14 protein-coding genes are annotated in these 13,757 nt (G+C 58.0%); 7 read left to right on the forward strand and 7 right to left on the reverse strand.

Annotated features, from left to right (window positions below; all coding sequences use genetic code 11):
• Positions 1 to 108 precede the first annotated feature (108 nt).
• The 3 genes from H8B14_RS17345 to H8B14_RS17355 all read left to right on the forward strand — a co-directional run bounded on the left by H8B14_RS17345 (position 109) and on the right by H8B14_RS17355 (position 2,343).
• On the forward strand, positions 109 to 621 hold the full coding sequence (locus tag H8B14_RS17345; protein ID WP_187316932.1) for a hypothetical protein: 513 nt from the start codon (positions 109 to 111) through the stop codon (positions 619 to 621).
• 110 nt (positions 622 to 731) lie between these two features.
• On the forward strand, positions 732 to 1,394 hold the full coding sequence (locus tag H8B14_RS17350; protein ID WP_187316933.1) for an alpha/beta fold hydrolase: 663 nt from the start codon (positions 732 to 734) through the stop codon (positions 1,392 to 1,394).
• A 178-nt stretch (positions 1,395 to 1,572) separates the two neighbouring features.
• Complete coding sequence (locus H8B14_RS17355; RefSeq protein WP_187316934.1) at positions 1,573 to 2,343, forward strand: cyclase family protein; 771 nt, start codon at positions 1,573 to 1,575, stop codon at positions 2,341 to 2,343.
• Positions 2,344 to 2,521: 178 nt separating this feature from the next.
• On the opposite strand, the gene rpmA is transcribed toward H8B14_RS17355, so the two are convergent.
• The 3 genes from rpmA to H8B14_RS17370 form a co-directional block, all read right to left on the reverse strand.
• On the reverse strand, positions 2,522 to 2,827 hold the full coding sequence (gene rpmA / locus H8B14_RS17360; RefSeq protein ID WP_187316935.1) for a 50S ribosomal protein L27: 306 nt from the start codon (positions 2,825 to 2,827) through the stop codon (positions 2,522 to 2,524).
• Positions 2,828 to 2,925: 98 nt separating this feature from the next.
• A complete protein-coding gene (gene rplU, locus H8B14_RS17365) occupies positions 2,926 to 3,231 on the reverse strand; it encodes a 50S ribosomal protein L21 (RefSeq protein ID WP_044015375.1) in 306 nt (101 codons plus the stop codon).
• Positions 3,194 to 3,493 carry a hypothetical protein gene (locus tag H8B14_RS17370; protein ID WP_187317120.1) on the reverse strand — a complete coding sequence of 100 codons (300 nt, stop codon included), beginning with the start codon at positions 3,491 to 3,493 and terminating at the stop codon, positions 3,194 to 3,196. The genes rplU and H8B14_RS17370 overlap by 38 nt, the downstream gene beginning before the upstream one ends.
• A 208-nt stretch (positions 3,494 to 3,701) precedes the next feature.
• Between H8B14_RS17370 and H8B14_RS17375 the strand changes: the two genes are divergently transcribed.
• The 3 genes from H8B14_RS17375 (at position 3,702) to H8B14_RS17385 (ending at position 9,663) form a co-directional block, all read left to right on the forward strand.
• Entirely contained in the window at positions 3,702 to 4,664 is a 963-nt protein-coding gene (locus tag H8B14_RS17375) for a ribonucleoside-diphosphate reductase small subunit (RefSeq protein ID WP_187316936.1), read from the forward strand.
• A gap of 652 nt (positions 4,665 to 5,316) precedes the next feature.
• Complete coding sequence (locus tag H8B14_RS17380) at positions 5,317 to 7,698, forward strand: ribonucleoside-diphosphate reductase subunit alpha (protein WP_187316937.1); 2,382 nt, start codon at positions 5,317 to 5,319, stop codon at positions 7,696 to 7,698.
• A gap of 1,365 nt (positions 7,699 to 9,063) precedes the next feature.
• Positions 9,064 to 9,663 (forward strand): hypothetical protein, encoded by a 600-nt coding sequence (locus tag H8B14_RS17385; protein ID WP_187316938.1) that lies wholly within the window; start codon positions 9,064 to 9,066, stop codon positions 9,661 to 9,663.
• Between the two features lie 261 nt (positions 9,664 to 9,924).
• Here the strand turns inward: H8B14_RS17385 and H8B14_RS17390 are convergent, their stop codons facing one another.
• A complete protein-coding gene (locus H8B14_RS17390; protein ID WP_187316939.1) occupies positions 9,925 to 11,034 on the reverse strand; it encodes a catalase family protein in 1,110 nt (369 codons plus the stop codon).
• Between the two features lie 181 nt (positions 11,035 to 11,215).
• Between H8B14_RS17390 and H8B14_RS17395 the strand changes: the two genes are divergently transcribed.
• Entirely contained in the window at positions 11,216 to 11,902 is a 687-nt protein-coding gene (locus H8B14_RS17395; RefSeq protein ID WP_187316940.1) for a RibD family protein, read from the forward strand.
• 333 nt (positions 11,903 to 12,235) lie between these two features.
• Here the strand turns inward: H8B14_RS17395 and H8B14_RS17400 are convergent, their stop codons facing one another.
• The 3 genes from H8B14_RS17400 to H8B14_RS17410 all read right to left on the reverse strand — a co-directional run bounded on the left by H8B14_RS17400 (position 12,236) and on the right by H8B14_RS17410 (position 13,747).
• The gene (locus tag H8B14_RS17400; protein WP_187316941.1) at positions 12,236 to 12,649 is read right to left on the reverse strand and encodes a hypothetical protein; all 414 of its coding nucleotides are present in this window, start codon (positions 12,647 to 12,649) and stop codon (positions 12,236 to 12,238) included.
• A gap of 243 nt (positions 12,650 to 12,892) precedes the next feature.
• A complete protein-coding gene (locus tag H8B14_RS17405) occupies positions 12,893 to 13,222 on the reverse strand; it encodes a hypothetical protein (protein WP_187316942.1) in 330 nt (109 codons plus the stop codon).
• Positions 13,223 to 13,432: 210 nt separating this feature from the next.
• Positions 13,433 to 13,747 carry a hypothetical protein gene (locus tag H8B14_RS17410; RefSeq protein WP_187316943.1) on the reverse strand — a complete coding sequence of 105 codons (315 nt, stop codon included), beginning with the start codon at positions 13,745 to 13,747 and terminating at the stop codon, positions 13,433 to 13,435.
• Between the last annotated feature and the right edge of the window lie 10 nt (positions 13,748 to 13,757).

The raw sequence follows: 13,757 nt of genomic DNA on the forward strand, positions 1-13,757 counted from the left end.
TTTCCTAGTGCACTAATGCTCTGTCACTTCGCAGCCGGCCGCATTCCACTGGCGGCTCCCGCTACGCTTTGCCTTGGAGGAATTGAAAAATCCGCGTAATCTTCAAGTATGAGAAGACTGATTGATGCCCTGGCCGACGACACGGACTTTTTCATCGAACAGGTGCAGATTACGGCCATCGTGTTCGACAACTCCGATGACGTAACTATCTGGGCTACCACCTTTTTCGACCAGGAGCCCCACTTTTTTCATCTGGGCCTACAGTTCCAGCAGCTCGATCTGCTGCTGCGCCTGGCCGGGGAGCGGGCCGATACGCTGCAGGAAGACGTAGCCGATGCGCTGGCCACCGTCACGGAGTGGCCCTGCCTGCTGGAGTACACCTCCGAAGCCGAGCCACCAGTGCCGCTGCCCAACGTGGCCCTTAAACTCTCCTGCACCTACCCCGCCGACGGCCCCTTCGAGGACGACGAATCCGACGAAGACGAGGCTGATGGCGCCGACGACACGTTCAACATCAGCATTGACCCCGACGCTGACGAGGCCGATTCGTCGGAATACGAAGCCAGCATGCCCCACAACATCTTCTATCTGGAAGACGTGTTTCTGCGCGTAGAGCCTTAAAGGCAATTAAAAATTGAGAGTTGAAAATCAAGGATGACGCAAACCCATTCCTTACAAAACCACAGGCCGGCCCCAATCTGCCACCCAATTCTTAATTCTTAATTGAATCCATGTTCTACATGATACCGGGCTTGGGAGCTGATGAGCGGGTTTTCCGAAACCTACAGCCATTGCTGCACGGCCCTAGTCAGGTGTTGCAGTGGCTGCTGCCGGAACCCGCGGAGCTGCTGCCGCAGTACGCGGCGCGCATGGCCGCAGCCATACCAGAAGGGCAGCCGTGTTTGCTGGTGGGCGTGTCGTTTGGGGGCGTGGTGGCGCTGGAAATCTGCCGCATCCGGCCGCTGGCGCGCGCCATCCTGATTAGCAGCGTGCCCGATGCCAGCTGCTTGCCACCGTTGCTGCGCCTGATTCGGGGCAGCGGCGCCTACCGGCTGTTTCCGCCACAGTGGCTGAAGCTGTTTCCGCGGGCCGGGCAATGGTATTTCGGGGTGCAGAACGGCGAGGAGTACCAGCTGTTTCATCAGATTCTGCAGGATATGGAGCCGCGCTACACGCGCTGGGCCATCCATCGGCTGCTGCACTGGGACAGCACCAGCGCCGGCCGCAGCATCCAGATTCTGGGCACCCACGACCGGGTGTTTCCGCCTGGCCCCACGCCCGTCGACTACCTCATTCCCGGCGGCGGCCACTTCATGGTCGTCAGCCACGCCCCCCAGATTGCCGAGATTCTGAATAAGCTGTTGGTGGAAGAAACGGCACTCCTGTCATCCTGAGCTTGCCAAGGGCCTTACCACGATAGAGCGATTGGCACCAGAACAGCTCTGCGTCCTCTGCGCAAAACTCCGCGCCTTCTGCGGGAACCGATAAAAGAACATCAGCGCGTGTCAAGGTTCTTCGCACTGCTAAGACAAAGGCAGCACCTCAACTCATCAAAAATCAGCACATCAAGAAATGCTCGCCACCTATCCGCACCACGGCCGCACCTATTCCTTCAACCCAGTCGCGCCACTGGACATTTCTCTGCCACTAACTCCCGGCGAAAACCAAGTGAACTGCTTCTGGGCGGAGCCGGTGCAGTTTGACGTGATTCGGGTAGGTGATTTTGTGGGCAGCGTGGCGCTGGGCGGCAGCACCAATTACACGCGCGTACACCTCACGCCCCACGGCAACGGCACCCACACCGAATGCTACGGCCATATTTCGCCCGACCCTGCTGCTACGCTCAACCGCTGTTTGCGCCGCTTTCTGTTCGTGGCCCGGCTGGTATCGGTGCAGCCCCGCTCGCAACCCAACGGCGACGAAGTGGTCATGCTGGAAGATGTGCGCCGGGAGCTGGAAGGCGGGCCCGAAGCTAACGCCCGCCCCGAAGCCGTGATACTGCGCACCTTGCCCAACCACCGCGCCAAGCGCACCCGCCACTACTCCGGCACCAACCCTACTTACCTGGAGCCTGCGCTGGCCCATTACCTCGCCGAGCAGCACATCGAGCACCTGCTGCTGGACTTGCCCAGCGTAGACCGTGAGGAAGATGGCGGCGAGCTGCTGGCCCACCACGCCTTCTGGCAGTACCCCCACGCCACGCGCACTCACGCCACCATCACCGAGCTCATTTTCGTGCCTGATGAAGTAGAGGATGGCTTATTCCTGCTCAGTTTGCAGCCTACCAGCCTGGAGCTGGATGCCAGCCCGAGCAAGCCGGTACTGTACGCATTAGGCAGCTAAGTCATTCGTCATCCTGAGCTTGCGAAGTATCTTATCACGTCAGAACAGTAATCATTCACGGGTAGCATAACCGTAATAAGGTCCTTCGCACGCTCAGGATGACAACGTAGCACCTACAACGCACAAAGGGACAGCCCGTGAGAGCCGTCCCTTTTGCTTAAGCAACGTGGCGCGCGTGTTACTCGGCAGCCGAGGCGTTAGCCGAAGTGTGCACGTCAGCAGCATCTACTGCAGCTGGAACTACCGATACAAACGAACGGTCTTTGCGGCCCTTGCGGAACTGTACCGTGCCGTCGATCATAGCGAACAGCGTGTGGTCCTTGCCGATACCCACGTTCTGGCCGGGGTGGTGCTTGGTGCCGCGCTGACGCACGATGATGTTGCCGGAAATGATAGACTGACCACCGAAGATCTTCACGCCCAAGCGCTTGGATTCTGATTCGCGGCCGTTGTTGGAGCTACCTACGCCTTTCTTGTGTGCCATGGTATTATTTGGTTGTTCGTTGTTGGTTGTCAGTTGTTAGTAATTATTCAGCCCGCACAAAATGCCTGACAACTGACAACTACCAACTTACAACTCAACTAGCCGATGCTGTTGATCATTACTTTGGTGAACTGCTGACGGTGACCGTTCAGCTTCTTATAGCCCTTGCGGCGCTTCTTCTTGAATACAAGCACCTTGTCACCTTTTACGTGCGCCAGGATGGTGCCCGTTACGGCCACGTCCAGCAGCGGCGAGCCGATGGTGATAGTTCCGTCGTTATCGGTGAGCATGGCTTTGCCCAGCTCTACACTGTCGCCGACGTTGCCAGCCAAACGGTGGGCGTATACAAATTTATTGGCTTCGACCTTAGTCTGCTTCCCGGCTATGTTGACAATTGCGTACATCGGCGTCTTCGCGGTTTCTGAAAAATGGAAGGCAAAAGTACAAGTACCGTTTTACAAATCCAAACCCTAACTCATTAAACATCATTACTCCACCGCACAGACCACGGAGCAGCCCTTTCCCAAGGAACGCGCCAGCGGGTACGCGAATAGCCTTTTTGTGGAAAACCCGGATTGTCCACACAGAAAATGTGGACAACTTTTCCAATATCGGGTCTTTCGGGTTGCTTTCCGCCATTTTTCGGGAAAATAGCGGCGTATTCATACTCCGCAGGTAGCAAAAAGTTAACACGAAAAAAATACCGAAAGGTCGCCGACCAACCCGGTCGGTGGGGGTATATTTGGTGCCTGAACCTTCCGCTGACCACGGCCAACCTCCACGAACATTCTGGTGCGCCGCTGGTTTCTGAGCCTCCCAGGCTTGCATCCGCCGGTGGGGCGCACAGATCCTTTCACTCGTATTGCCTTCAGTTATGGAACCGTTGCTCACTGAGAATCCCAACCGCTTTGTCCTCTTCCCTATCCAGCACAACGATGTGTGGCAGATGTACAAGAAAGCGGAAGCCTCGTTCTGGACGGCCGAGGAAATCGACCTTTCGCAGGACCAGAAAGACTGGGAAGCCCTCAACGATGGAGAGCGGCACTTCATCAGCCATGTGCTGGCTTTCTTCGCCGCCTCCGACGGCATCGTGAACGAAAACCTGGCCGTTAACTTCATGCAGGAAGTACAGATGGCCGAGGCCCGCTGCTTCTACGGCTTTCAGGTGATGATGGAAAACATCCACTCGGAAACGTATTCGCTGCTGATTGACACCTACATCAAGGACCCCAAGCAGAAAGACCACCTCTTCAACGCGCTGGAAACCGTGCCGTGCGTGAAGAAGAAGGGCGACTGGGCCATCAAGTGGATCAACTCTGAGAATTTCACCGAGCGCCTGATTGCCTTTGCGGCCGTGGAAGGCATTTTCTTCTCGGGCTCGTTCTGTAGCATCTTCTGGCTGAAAAAGCGTGGCCTGATGCCGGGCCTCACGTTCTCCAACGAGCTGATTTCGCGCGACGAAGGCCTGCACTGCGACTTCGCCTGCCTGCTCTACAAAGACCACCTGCAGAACAAGCTGCCGGAAGCCCGCGTGCACGAAATCATCAAGGATGCCGTGCAGATTGAGCAGGAGTTTGTGACTGATGCGCTGCCCGTGAACCTGATTGGCATGAACGCCAAGAGCATGAGCCAGTACATCGAGTTTGTGGCCGACCGCCTCCTGGAGTCTCTGGGCTACAGCAAGGTCTACGGCGCCAGCAACCCGTTCGACTTCATGGAAATGATTTCGCTGCAGGGCAAAACCAACTTCTTCGAGAAGCGCGTGGCCGAGTACCAGAAGGCCGGCGTGATGAGCGAGCGGACCGAAAACGCCTTCTCGCTGGACGAAGACTTTTAGGCAGCTGCTGATGGACGTAGTGGTGGCTCAAGCCAACGAGGCGATTAATGAATTTGTGTCGCCTTTTGGGCTTAATCATGCTAAACTGGAGACTATCCGTGCAAAGTATGGCTTGGCTACCCTTTCCCTGGTGGGTGAAGTGTACCGATCTGCTATGGATTTTCCGGTGAACTGGTCTACTACAACGCTTGAGGAAGCCATTATCTGTGTGAGGCAGAATTTAGAGCAGAAGTATCCGTTTCTCACTCAGGACAGCACATGCTGTTTGGAAAACTGCTTCGCATACAGTTGGAAATAGCTTACTTGATTTTGGGCAATACATGACAGGAGCCTGCGGCATAACCGCAGGCTTTTGCTTTTCAGCCGTTTCTAACAATTCTCCGCAATTCGCCAACCCCAAATTTCAGGTGCCGACTGGGCTATATAGCTGCTCCCGAATCAGGAAAAAGGCCCTGAACAGCACCGTTTTACGCTTATGTGGAAAACTTCTGAAAAGAAGGTTTGTCCTACAGCCCAGATAGAAATATCTTCCGCTATCAATGGATACCGCGCCGTTACGAGCGGGCCTCCTTCGAGCTGATTCCAACTTGCCGCCTCCCATTGGAGCGGCTGTGCTCATACCCCAACACTCCCCACATCAACTGCTACGCTTATGTTGGTACTCAAACGCGACGGCCGCCGCGAATCCGTGAAGTTCGATAAGGTTACGGCCCGCATCGAGAAGCTCTGCTACGGTCTCAACCAGAACTTCATTTCCCCGATTGAAGTAGCCAAGAAGGTTATCGACGGCATCTACGACGGCGTGACCACTGTGGAGCTGGACAATCTGGCCGCCGAAACCGCCGCCTCGCTCACCACCAAGCACCCCGACTACGCCATCCTGGCCGCCCGCATTGCCGTGAGCAACCTGCACAAGGTCACCAGTAAGTCGTTCAGCAGCACCATGAAGCGGCTGCACACCTACGAGGACCCCAAGACCGGCGAAAACGCCTCCCTCATTGCCCAGGACGTGTGGGAAATCGTGCACGCCAACGCCGCTACCCTCGACTCGGCCATTATCTACGACCGGGACTACAACTACGACTACTTCGGCTTCAAGACGCTGGAGCGCAGCTACCTGCTCCGCCTCGACGGTAAGGTGGTGGAGCGGCCCCAGCACATGATTATGCGCGTGGCCGTAGGCATTCACAAAGAGGACATTGCCGCCGCCATCGAGACGTATAATCTGATGAGCGAGCGGTGGTTCACGCATGCCACGCCTACGCTGTTCAACGCCGGCACGCCCAAGCCCCAGCTCAGCAGCTGCTTCCTGCTCACGATGAAGGACGACTCCATTGAGGGCATTTATGACACGCTGAAGAACTGCGCCCTGATTTCGCAGAGCGCCGGCGGCATTGGCCTGGCCGTGCACAACGTGCGGGCTACGGGCTCCTACATTAAGGGCACCAACGGCACCTCCAACGGCCTCACGCCTATGCTGAAGGTGTTCAACGACACGGCCCGCTACGTGGACCAGGGCGGCGGCAAGCGCAAAGGCGCCTTCGCCATCTACCTGGAGCCCTGGCACGCCGACATCATCGACTTCCTGGACCTGAAAAAGAACCACGGCAAGGAGGAGATGCGCGCCCGCGACCTGTTTTACGCCCTCTGGACGCCCGACCTGTTCATGAAGCGCGTGGAAGCCAACGGCGACTGGACCCTGATGTGCCCCCACGAGTGCCCGGGCCTGGATACCACCTACGGCGAGGAGTTCGAGAAGCTCTACCAGAAGTATGAGCGCGAAGGCCGGGGCCGCAAGACCATCAAGGCCCAGGAGCTGTGGTTTGCCATTCTGGAAAGCCAGACCGAGACCGGCACGCCTTACATGCTGTTCAAGGACGCCGCCAACAGCAAGAGCAACCAGAAAAACCTCGGGACCATCAAGAGCTCCAACCTCTGCACCGAGATTATGGAGTACACCGACGAGAACGAAATTGCCGTGTGCAACCTCGCCTCGCTGGCCCTGCCCCGCTACGTGCGCCCCGACGACGCCGGCAACCTGTTCTTCGACCACAAGAAGCTCTACGAGGTAACCTACCACGCCACGCTGAACCTGAACAAGGTCATCGACATCAACTACTACCCCGTAATTGAGGCCGAGCGCAGCAACCGCCGCCACCGCCCCATCGGGCTGGGCGTGCAGGGCCTGGCCGATACGTTCATTGCCCTGCGCATGCCGTTCGAGAGCGACGAAGCCAGCGGCCTGAACAAGGACATCTTCGAGACCATCTACTTCGCGGCCATGACGGCCTCCAAGGATTTGGCCATCCGCGACGGCTACTACGAAACCTTCCCCGGCTCGCCGCTGAGCGAAGGCAAATTTCAGTTCGACCTCTGGAACGTGCAGCCCGACTCCGGCCGCTGGGATTGGGACACGCTGCGCGCCCAGGTAATGGAGCACGGCGTACGCAACTCGCTGCTGGTAGCGCCGATGCCCACGGCTTCCACGGCCCAGATTCTGGGTAATAACGAGTCGTTTGAGCCCTACACCTCCAACATTTATGTGCGTCGCGTGCTGAGCGGCGAGTTCATGGTGGTGAACAAGCACCTGCTGAAAGACCTGGTGAAGCTGGGCCTGTGGAACGAGCAGATGAAGAACGCCATCATTGCCGCCAACGGCTCGGTGCAGGACATCCCCACCATCCCGCAAAACATCAAGGACCTGTACAAAACGGTGTGGGAGATTTCGCAGCGCCGCATTATTGATATGTCGGCCGATCGGGGCGCGTACATCTGCCAGAGCCAGAGCCTGAACCTGCACGTGCTGAACGTGAACTTCGGCAAGCTCACCAGCATGCACTTCCACTCGTGGAAGAAGGGCCTGAAAACCGGCATGTACTACCTGCGCACCAAAGCCGCCGCCGACGCTATCAAGTTCACGGTGCAGAAGCAAGCCGCCGAGACCCTGGAGCCGCTGAACGTATCGGCCCAGAACGCCTCCGACATGGCCTGCTCCCTGGACAACCCAGACGCCTGCGAGGCCTGCGGTTCGTAAGGTGTTTGACGGCTATAGTATCGACTTTGGTAAAGTCAACTGGAACTGGTGTCACAGTCTCAGTATCATGCAGGAGGAGATAGAAGAACTTCTATCCTTCCCTTCTCGCAGTGGGCTTTACTCTAGAAATGCCGGTGCTTACGAGGTTGTCGGATATACGAAACATCGGAAATTTATTTCGGTTACTTTTACGTTAGAGGATGACCAACTTGTCGTCGAAGACGTAATTTTGCCGAGCTATGAAACCATCCGAGACGTCATCTTCCGCCAACTCTCAGCCGGCAACGAGCCTCTCGATGACCGGTAAGACGTTAGAAGCATACGAACAAAGCAGAAGCAGTGGTCCACTGACGACGCAGGAGTTCCTAGCTCATTTACGTAGAATCGGTAAACTTCCGCCTAATGCCAATTGGCAGTTAGCGTCCTAAATTGAATTTCAAAGCCCCAACTCATATAGTTGGGGCTTTTTCATGCTAACAACTGTCCATCTGACGCGGGTTTAACTAGACATAACCTACGGCCAGCCTTGAAGTATAGGCTGCACCCCCACTGCCACCACGCAGCAAACCGGCACCGCGCCGCCTGGAGAAATCCGGGCGGCGTTTTTCGTTCGGGCGGGGTAAGCACAGCATCCCGGCAGGAGGAGGCATGAGGTACGCTCCGCTACACGCGCGTCAGGGGTACATAAACCCGAAGATTAGTTCTGAAAGAGAAATTATCTGCATTTTCAAGCCTATGCTATACCGATACGCCAGCATCTTGCTGTTTCTCTCCACTGTTTCCCTCTCAGCACAAGGACAGGTGCGTAAGATCAAATCCGTAGCTCCAACCACTTTATTGCAGGGAGTTTGGGCGGTTGGCACTGGTGGGAATGCTGAGTTTGAGGTGCGTGGCAGCAGCTTGACTTACGTTGAATTTCCGGATGCACCTGTCCGGTACAGCATCACGCCTACGACCCTCACAATTTTCAATGAGGATGGCCCCTATGTTGGTAGAATCAGAAAACTGACAAAGGATAGCTTGGTGTATAGGACTTCTGGTGGTCTTACGGTTCGGCTATACAAGCGCAAATAGGTTTCATCTCCCCGCACTCGGAATCTCCCGGAGCACCGAAACAAATGTTTCTCTCCCTTGAGGCCGCCTCATTGCCCAAAACCGAATGGTTTGGGTGAGTGAGGCGGCCTCGCGGCTCCGAAACCAGTGGATGTGCCGAGTGAGGTGGCCTATATAACCAGGCAAACCGACACTGCGCTGCTTGGAGAAATCCGGGCGGCGTTTTTCGTTCAGGCAGGAATTACTAAGCCAGTAGTCACGCTTGGCACAGTTTTCTATATAGCGTTTCTACACCCTCCTATCCCCTATCGTATGCATTACAACGCTACTCTCTCGCTACTGCTGGGCCTGACGCTGGCTTTCACCGCGGGCTGCTCGAAAGACGACCAGGAACTGCCCGAGCCCACGCCGCAGCCCACCATGAGCTATAGCCGCTCCATTGTGTACCAGGATAACGGCCAGCGCCGGGACACCACGTTTCAGGCCGCGCAGCTGAAGGCGTACGTTACGCAGACGGCCCAGAGCCTATCGATGGGGGCGGAGCCCATTACCGGCACCGAGGGCATCGGCTTCGAGATGGAGCGCACGAAGCTACCCGCCGCGCTTACCGGCACCTATACCCTCAAAACCCTCCGCGACCGGACGCTTGATGCGGGCGTGAACTATTACTACGACCAGCCCGAGAGCCTGGGGGGCGGCACCATCATCTACCCCAGTGGCATGCAGCACGTAACGGGCAACCTCATCATCAGCAGCTACGATGCCAAACGGCAGCTGCTGAGCGGTAGCTACACCGCTACGCTAACCGGAGCCAAAGACCCCACCGTGGCCTACATGACCTTCCCCAAGCGCAAGTGCGACATCGTTGTTACGGGCACCTTCACCAACATTCCCGTGCGGTCGGTGCAGTAATCCTGGCATACGTGCCTACACAGCCAAGGCTTCCCTGACTAGTGGAAGCCTTGGCTATTTTCTGCGGGCGGAGCAACGACAGAGAAAGGTTTGCGCAAATCCAGCCCGTCAGGCAGCGCGGAGCATCTAGCGTGTCGCGCATCAGTCATGGGTAGTTACTCAGCCAGCAGAGGTAGCCATAGCCGGGGCAGCACTAGTCGGCGGGTTCGGTACGCAGCAGAAAGACCCCACGCTGTTGGTACACACGGCAGCTCGGTGGTATTAGTCGGGGAGCTGGTTGATGTCGCGGGGTTCGAGGCGGGGCTGGGCATTCATGCGGTGGCGGTAGGCGGTGGAGGTTTCGTAAGCCTTGATGCGCGCCCGGTTGATGGAGCCCAGCGGCAGGTGCTCGGGCAGGCAATGGAAGGGGTTGAACGAGAGGACATCATCGGCGAAGGCCCGGCGGGCGGGGCTGAAGGCATCCTGAGCCGGAATAACGATTTTGCCCAGCGGCTGGTAGGGGCTCTGGTCCTGGGGCCAGTCGACGGAGGCATCCTCCACGGGCATGGTTTTCAGGTCGGTGCAGAGCTGGGCGCGCAGCTCGTACTCGGCGCCCTGGGTGCGGAAGAAGTCCACCACCAGGTCGCGCCAGCCGGCGGGCTCCGTGATTTTCACCTGCTCCCCGGCCAGCAGCTGCACATTGGCCGAGAGTGGGGCCACGCTGATTTTGGATACGTAGTCGCCGAAGCGGATGGCGCCGAGCGTGGTGTAGGTTTCGCCCAGCAGGTGGTTGTTGGGGTGGGGCGGCACCACCAGCGGAATTTCCTTTTTCAGGCCCACCGCATCCAGCGCCTGATTCACCAGCGTACCGGCCTCAGTCATGAGCTTGGTAACGACCTCCGGGGTGTGCAGCGTCACCTTTTCCTGGCGCAGCTGCATATCGTGGTAGCTCTTGATGTCGCCGGTTGGGATGATGGTATCGTTGACCATCAGGAAGTCCTGGGTGATTTCGTCGGCCTGGTCGGGCAGAAACTTCCGGCCTTCCACGCCAATGATTTTTACGGCCAGGCCCTTCACGGCCGACTGCGTATCGGGGTCGATGGAGCCGGGGGCCGACGACAGGCGCAGAATAACCGGATACACCTTCGGCTCCCGGAACATGCCCTGGGCCAGGTGCTCGGGCAAGTTGGGGTAGACGTGCAGCTCGCCGCGCAGCACGCCGTGGCTTTTGGCGTGGGCGTCGCGGATGGCGTGGCGGTGCTTCTCGAACATGAAGCGGTTGACCCGCGCCATCGACTCCACGGTTTCGTTGGTGAGCTCCTGCTCGTTAGGCTGAATTTCCTCCACTCCGGAATCGAAGCGGATGTACTGACTTGGAATAGCTGTAGGCATATAGCAGTTGAAAAAGGCCTCAGGCTTGCTCCGGGGGCTGGTTTTTCGATACGGTTCAGCTCGCGCTGGTGTTGTGGCGATGCCAGAGTTGTGTTAGTGGCAGCCAGCCGCTGGCGGTATAAGCACGTATAGCAGCCAGCCTGGCCCGAGGCGGGGCGTCTACCTTTTCTTATTGCCACACATGAAACCGCACGTAATCTGCCACATGATGAGCTCCCTCGACGGGCGCATCATTCTGAGCCGCTGGGGCGCCACGCCCGACACCCACGAGTACGAAACTACCGCCGCCACCTTCGACGCCGACGCCTGGCTGGTGGGCCGCGTCACGATGGAAAAGGACTTCACCGATGGCCTCACGCCCGACCTGCAGCCTGTAGCCACGCCTCTCCCCCGCACCGACTACGTGGCCGAGCACGGCGCCGAGTCGTTTGCAGTAGCAGTGGATGCGCACGGCAAGCTGGGCTGGGAGTCGGCTTTCATCGACGACGACCACATCATCAGTGTCCTTACCGAGCAGGTCAGCGACGAGTACCTGGCCTATTTGCGCCGGGTGGGCGTGTCGTATCTGTTTGGCGGAAAGAAAGCGCTGGATTTCGCGCTGGTGCTGCACAAGCTGGGTGAGCTGTTTCCCATCAAAACGCTGCTGCTGGAAGGCGGCGGCCACGTCAACGGCTCGTTGCTGCGCGCCGGGCTGGTAGACGAGCTGAGCTTGCTGCACTACCCGGTAGTGGATGGAGCCGCGTCTTCGCCTACCATCTTCGAGCAGGGCGAGCAGCCCGGCCCACCCCGGCCATTTGAGCTGCTGAGCGTGGAGCAGCGCGCCGGCGGCATTCTGTGGCTGCGCTACAAAGCTGGTCCGGCCCGGTAAGTGCCGCACTTGTTCTTTTTCCTTGAAAACAGAAAGCCACTAGACTATTCACCAGAAAGTACGGGCCAGCTCAAGCCTGCAGGCACAATAAATCGGAAAAGTAGTTGGTGGCCGTATGCGAAGCTTCTAACCAGAAATGAATCAAAGCCACGCCAGAGCCACCAGCAGCTAGTGCGGGCCACAGATAGAGCCGGCAGAAGTAGCAACTGTGGCGTGGCGGTGGGTGGTGCGTTGCCTGAAAGCTATAAAGCAAGCATGCTACAACGCGCTAACCTCCCTGAACCACGCCGTTGAGCCTGGCAGGTCTTGGCACGCCCGAGCACCGCTTTCGGCTTATTGCTGCTGCAGCCATGCCTGTGCCTCCGGGCCGCTCTCGAATGAGCGGTACGTGAGCGGCGTATTCTGAATCTGGGTGGTGATGTAGGCAGTGGCCAAGCGCACCATTACGTCCGACGACACAGCAATGGCTCCGTACCGGTAGCCGTTTTGGATAGCCAATGGCAACCACTCAGTGGAAATCCACTGCTGCTCTTCGGCAGTGAACGGCACCATCTGGGATTGGTCGATGAAGATGCGGTACCACCCGAAGCGCTGCAAGGCCAGCCGGGCATGCGTAAGAACAGCCTGCGTTTCTGATAGCCGACGCAAACCGGGCCGCCAAATAATCTGGACTATACCCGCCGGATCCTGCAGCACCTGCCCAGCCTGATTTTCTGCATACACTACAAGCGGCGGTTTACCCAACATAGGAAGCAAAGGTAGTCTTATTTACTGTAGGTACATACATTCACCTCAGACGCTCCTTTGCCAGAAACACAAGCTATAGCAATTAGCATACTGAATTCTACCCGCTTGCACTTACCTACACAGGCATTGCGTACCGCCCGTCAGGAAACTCAAAGTTGTTGAGAGCAAGGCGCACAACCCTATTGGAAACCCCAGGAAGTTTTCGGGGCACTACTGGTACAGCCTCCCTTATATTGCTGGTGACTATTGCGTTTTCCGGGGAGCGGCGGGAGCCGTGGGTGGAGGCGTGGCAAGAGGCGGTGCAGGCACGGGCTGGCGGAGCAGCCGCTCGGGCGAGGCCGTGGCCTGCCGGGCTGGCTGGCCTGTAAGGCCGGGAGCAGTAGCGGCGTTTTGTCCTTGCCCGGCTGTGGTACCGGATGCCGTGGCGGGTGCGGGCATCGGCGTGTTGGGCGGCGGCACCTTCACGGCGCCCAGCTTGCGTTGGGTGGGAGTAGAGGGGGCGCGGTTTTGGGCTGCGGCAGTAGTAGCGGCCAGCCCCACAATCAACAGAGCAGCAGAAAGAGTGCGAAGCATAAGGGAAGGTATAATTACGTGGCAAACCTTGCTGAACTGTATACGGCGCTGCTACCGGAATGGCCTGCCTATTTTTCAGCTCTACACCAATAGCCCCAACCAGCTCATATGGCTTCGTCCCGGACGGGCGCCTACGCAAACGGCCGCCTCCCCTGATTGGGAAGGCGGCCGTTGCGGTAAGCGCCACTAATGCGGCGGCGATACAGAAGACTACTTGCGCGGCGGCATAGTGCCGATAGGCGCATCTACCTGGATGCGGCCCTTCGGCGCGGTAGCCTTCTGCTTGTTCTTGCGCATAGCCTTACGGCGGGCAGCCCGACGGCGGAAGAAGCCCAGGCGCCGTTTCCGGGTACGGCTGTTGCCGCGGTAGCGCTTGTAGTTGGGGCGCGGAATAGCCGTTTCGGTGGCAGCGTCGGCAACGGCAGATTCCGTCAGGGGCGCTTCGGGGCCGGCGGCGGCCAGCATGGTTTCGGGCTCCAGCAGCACTAGTAGTGCACACAGAAGCAATAGTACTATTTTAGACATGAACCAGAAA

Origin of the sequence: Hymenobacter puniceus (genome assembly GCF_014333525.1) — a bacterium.
GTDB lineage: Bacteria > Bacteroidota > Bacteroidia > Cytophagales > Hymenobacteraceae > Hymenobacter.

Excerpts from the sequence above, each read along its gene's own strand:
- H8B14_RS17345 (WP_187316932.1), top strand. The coding sequence starts at position 109 with ATGAGAAGACTGATTGATGCCCTGGCCGACGACACGGACTTTTTCATC.
- H8B14_RS17395 (WP_187316940.1), top strand. The coding sequence starts at position 11,216 with ATGAAACCGCACGTAATCTGCCACATGATGAGCTCCCTCGACGGGCGC.
- H8B14_RS17355 (WP_187316934.1), top strand. The coding sequence starts at position 1,573 with ATGCTCGCCACCTATCCGCACCACGGCCGCACCTATTCCTTCAACCCA.
- H8B14_RS17380 (WP_187316937.1), top strand. The coding sequence starts at position 5,317 with ATGTTGGTACTCAAACGCGACGGCCGCCGCGAATCCGTGAAGTTCGAT.
- H8B14_RS17410 (WP_187316943.1), bottom strand. The coding sequence starts at position 13,747 with ATGTCTAAAATAGTACTATTGCTTCTGTGTGCACTACTAGTGCTGCTG.
- rplU (WP_044015375.1), bottom strand. The coding sequence starts at position 3,231 with ATGTACGCAATTGTCAACATAGCCGGGAAGCAGACTAAGGTCGAAGCC.
- H8B14_RS17375 (WP_187316936.1), top strand. The coding sequence starts at position 3,702 with ATGGAACCGTTGCTCACTGAGAATCCCAACCGCTTTGTCCTCTTCCCT.
- H8B14_RS17370 (WP_187317120.1), bottom strand. The coding sequence starts at position 3,493 with ATGAATACGCCGCTATTTTCCCGAAAAATGGCGGAAAGCAACCCGAAA.
- H8B14_RS17385 (WP_187316938.1), top strand. The coding sequence starts at position 9,064 with ATGCATTACAACGCTACTCTCTCGCTACTGCTGGGCCTGACGCTGGCT.
- rpmA (WP_187316935.1), bottom strand. The coding sequence starts at position 2,827 with ATGGCACACAAGAAAGGCGTAGGTAGCTCCAACAACGGCCGCGAATCA.
- H8B14_RS17405 (WP_187316942.1), bottom strand. The coding sequence starts at position 13,222 with ATGCTTCGCACTCTTTCTGCTGCTCTGTTGATTGTGGGGCTGGCCGCT.
- H8B14_RS17350 (WP_187316933.1), top strand. The coding sequence starts at position 732 with ATGTTCTACATGATACCGGGCTTGGGAGCTGATGAGCGGGTTTTCCGA.
- H8B14_RS17390 (WP_187316939.1), bottom strand. The coding sequence starts at position 11,034 with ATGCCTACAGCTATTCCAAGTCAGTACATCCGCTTCGATTCCGGAGTG.
- H8B14_RS17400 (WP_187316941.1), bottom strand. The coding sequence starts at position 12,649 with ATGTTGGGTAAACCGCCGCTTGTAGTGTATGCAGAAAATCAGGCTGGG.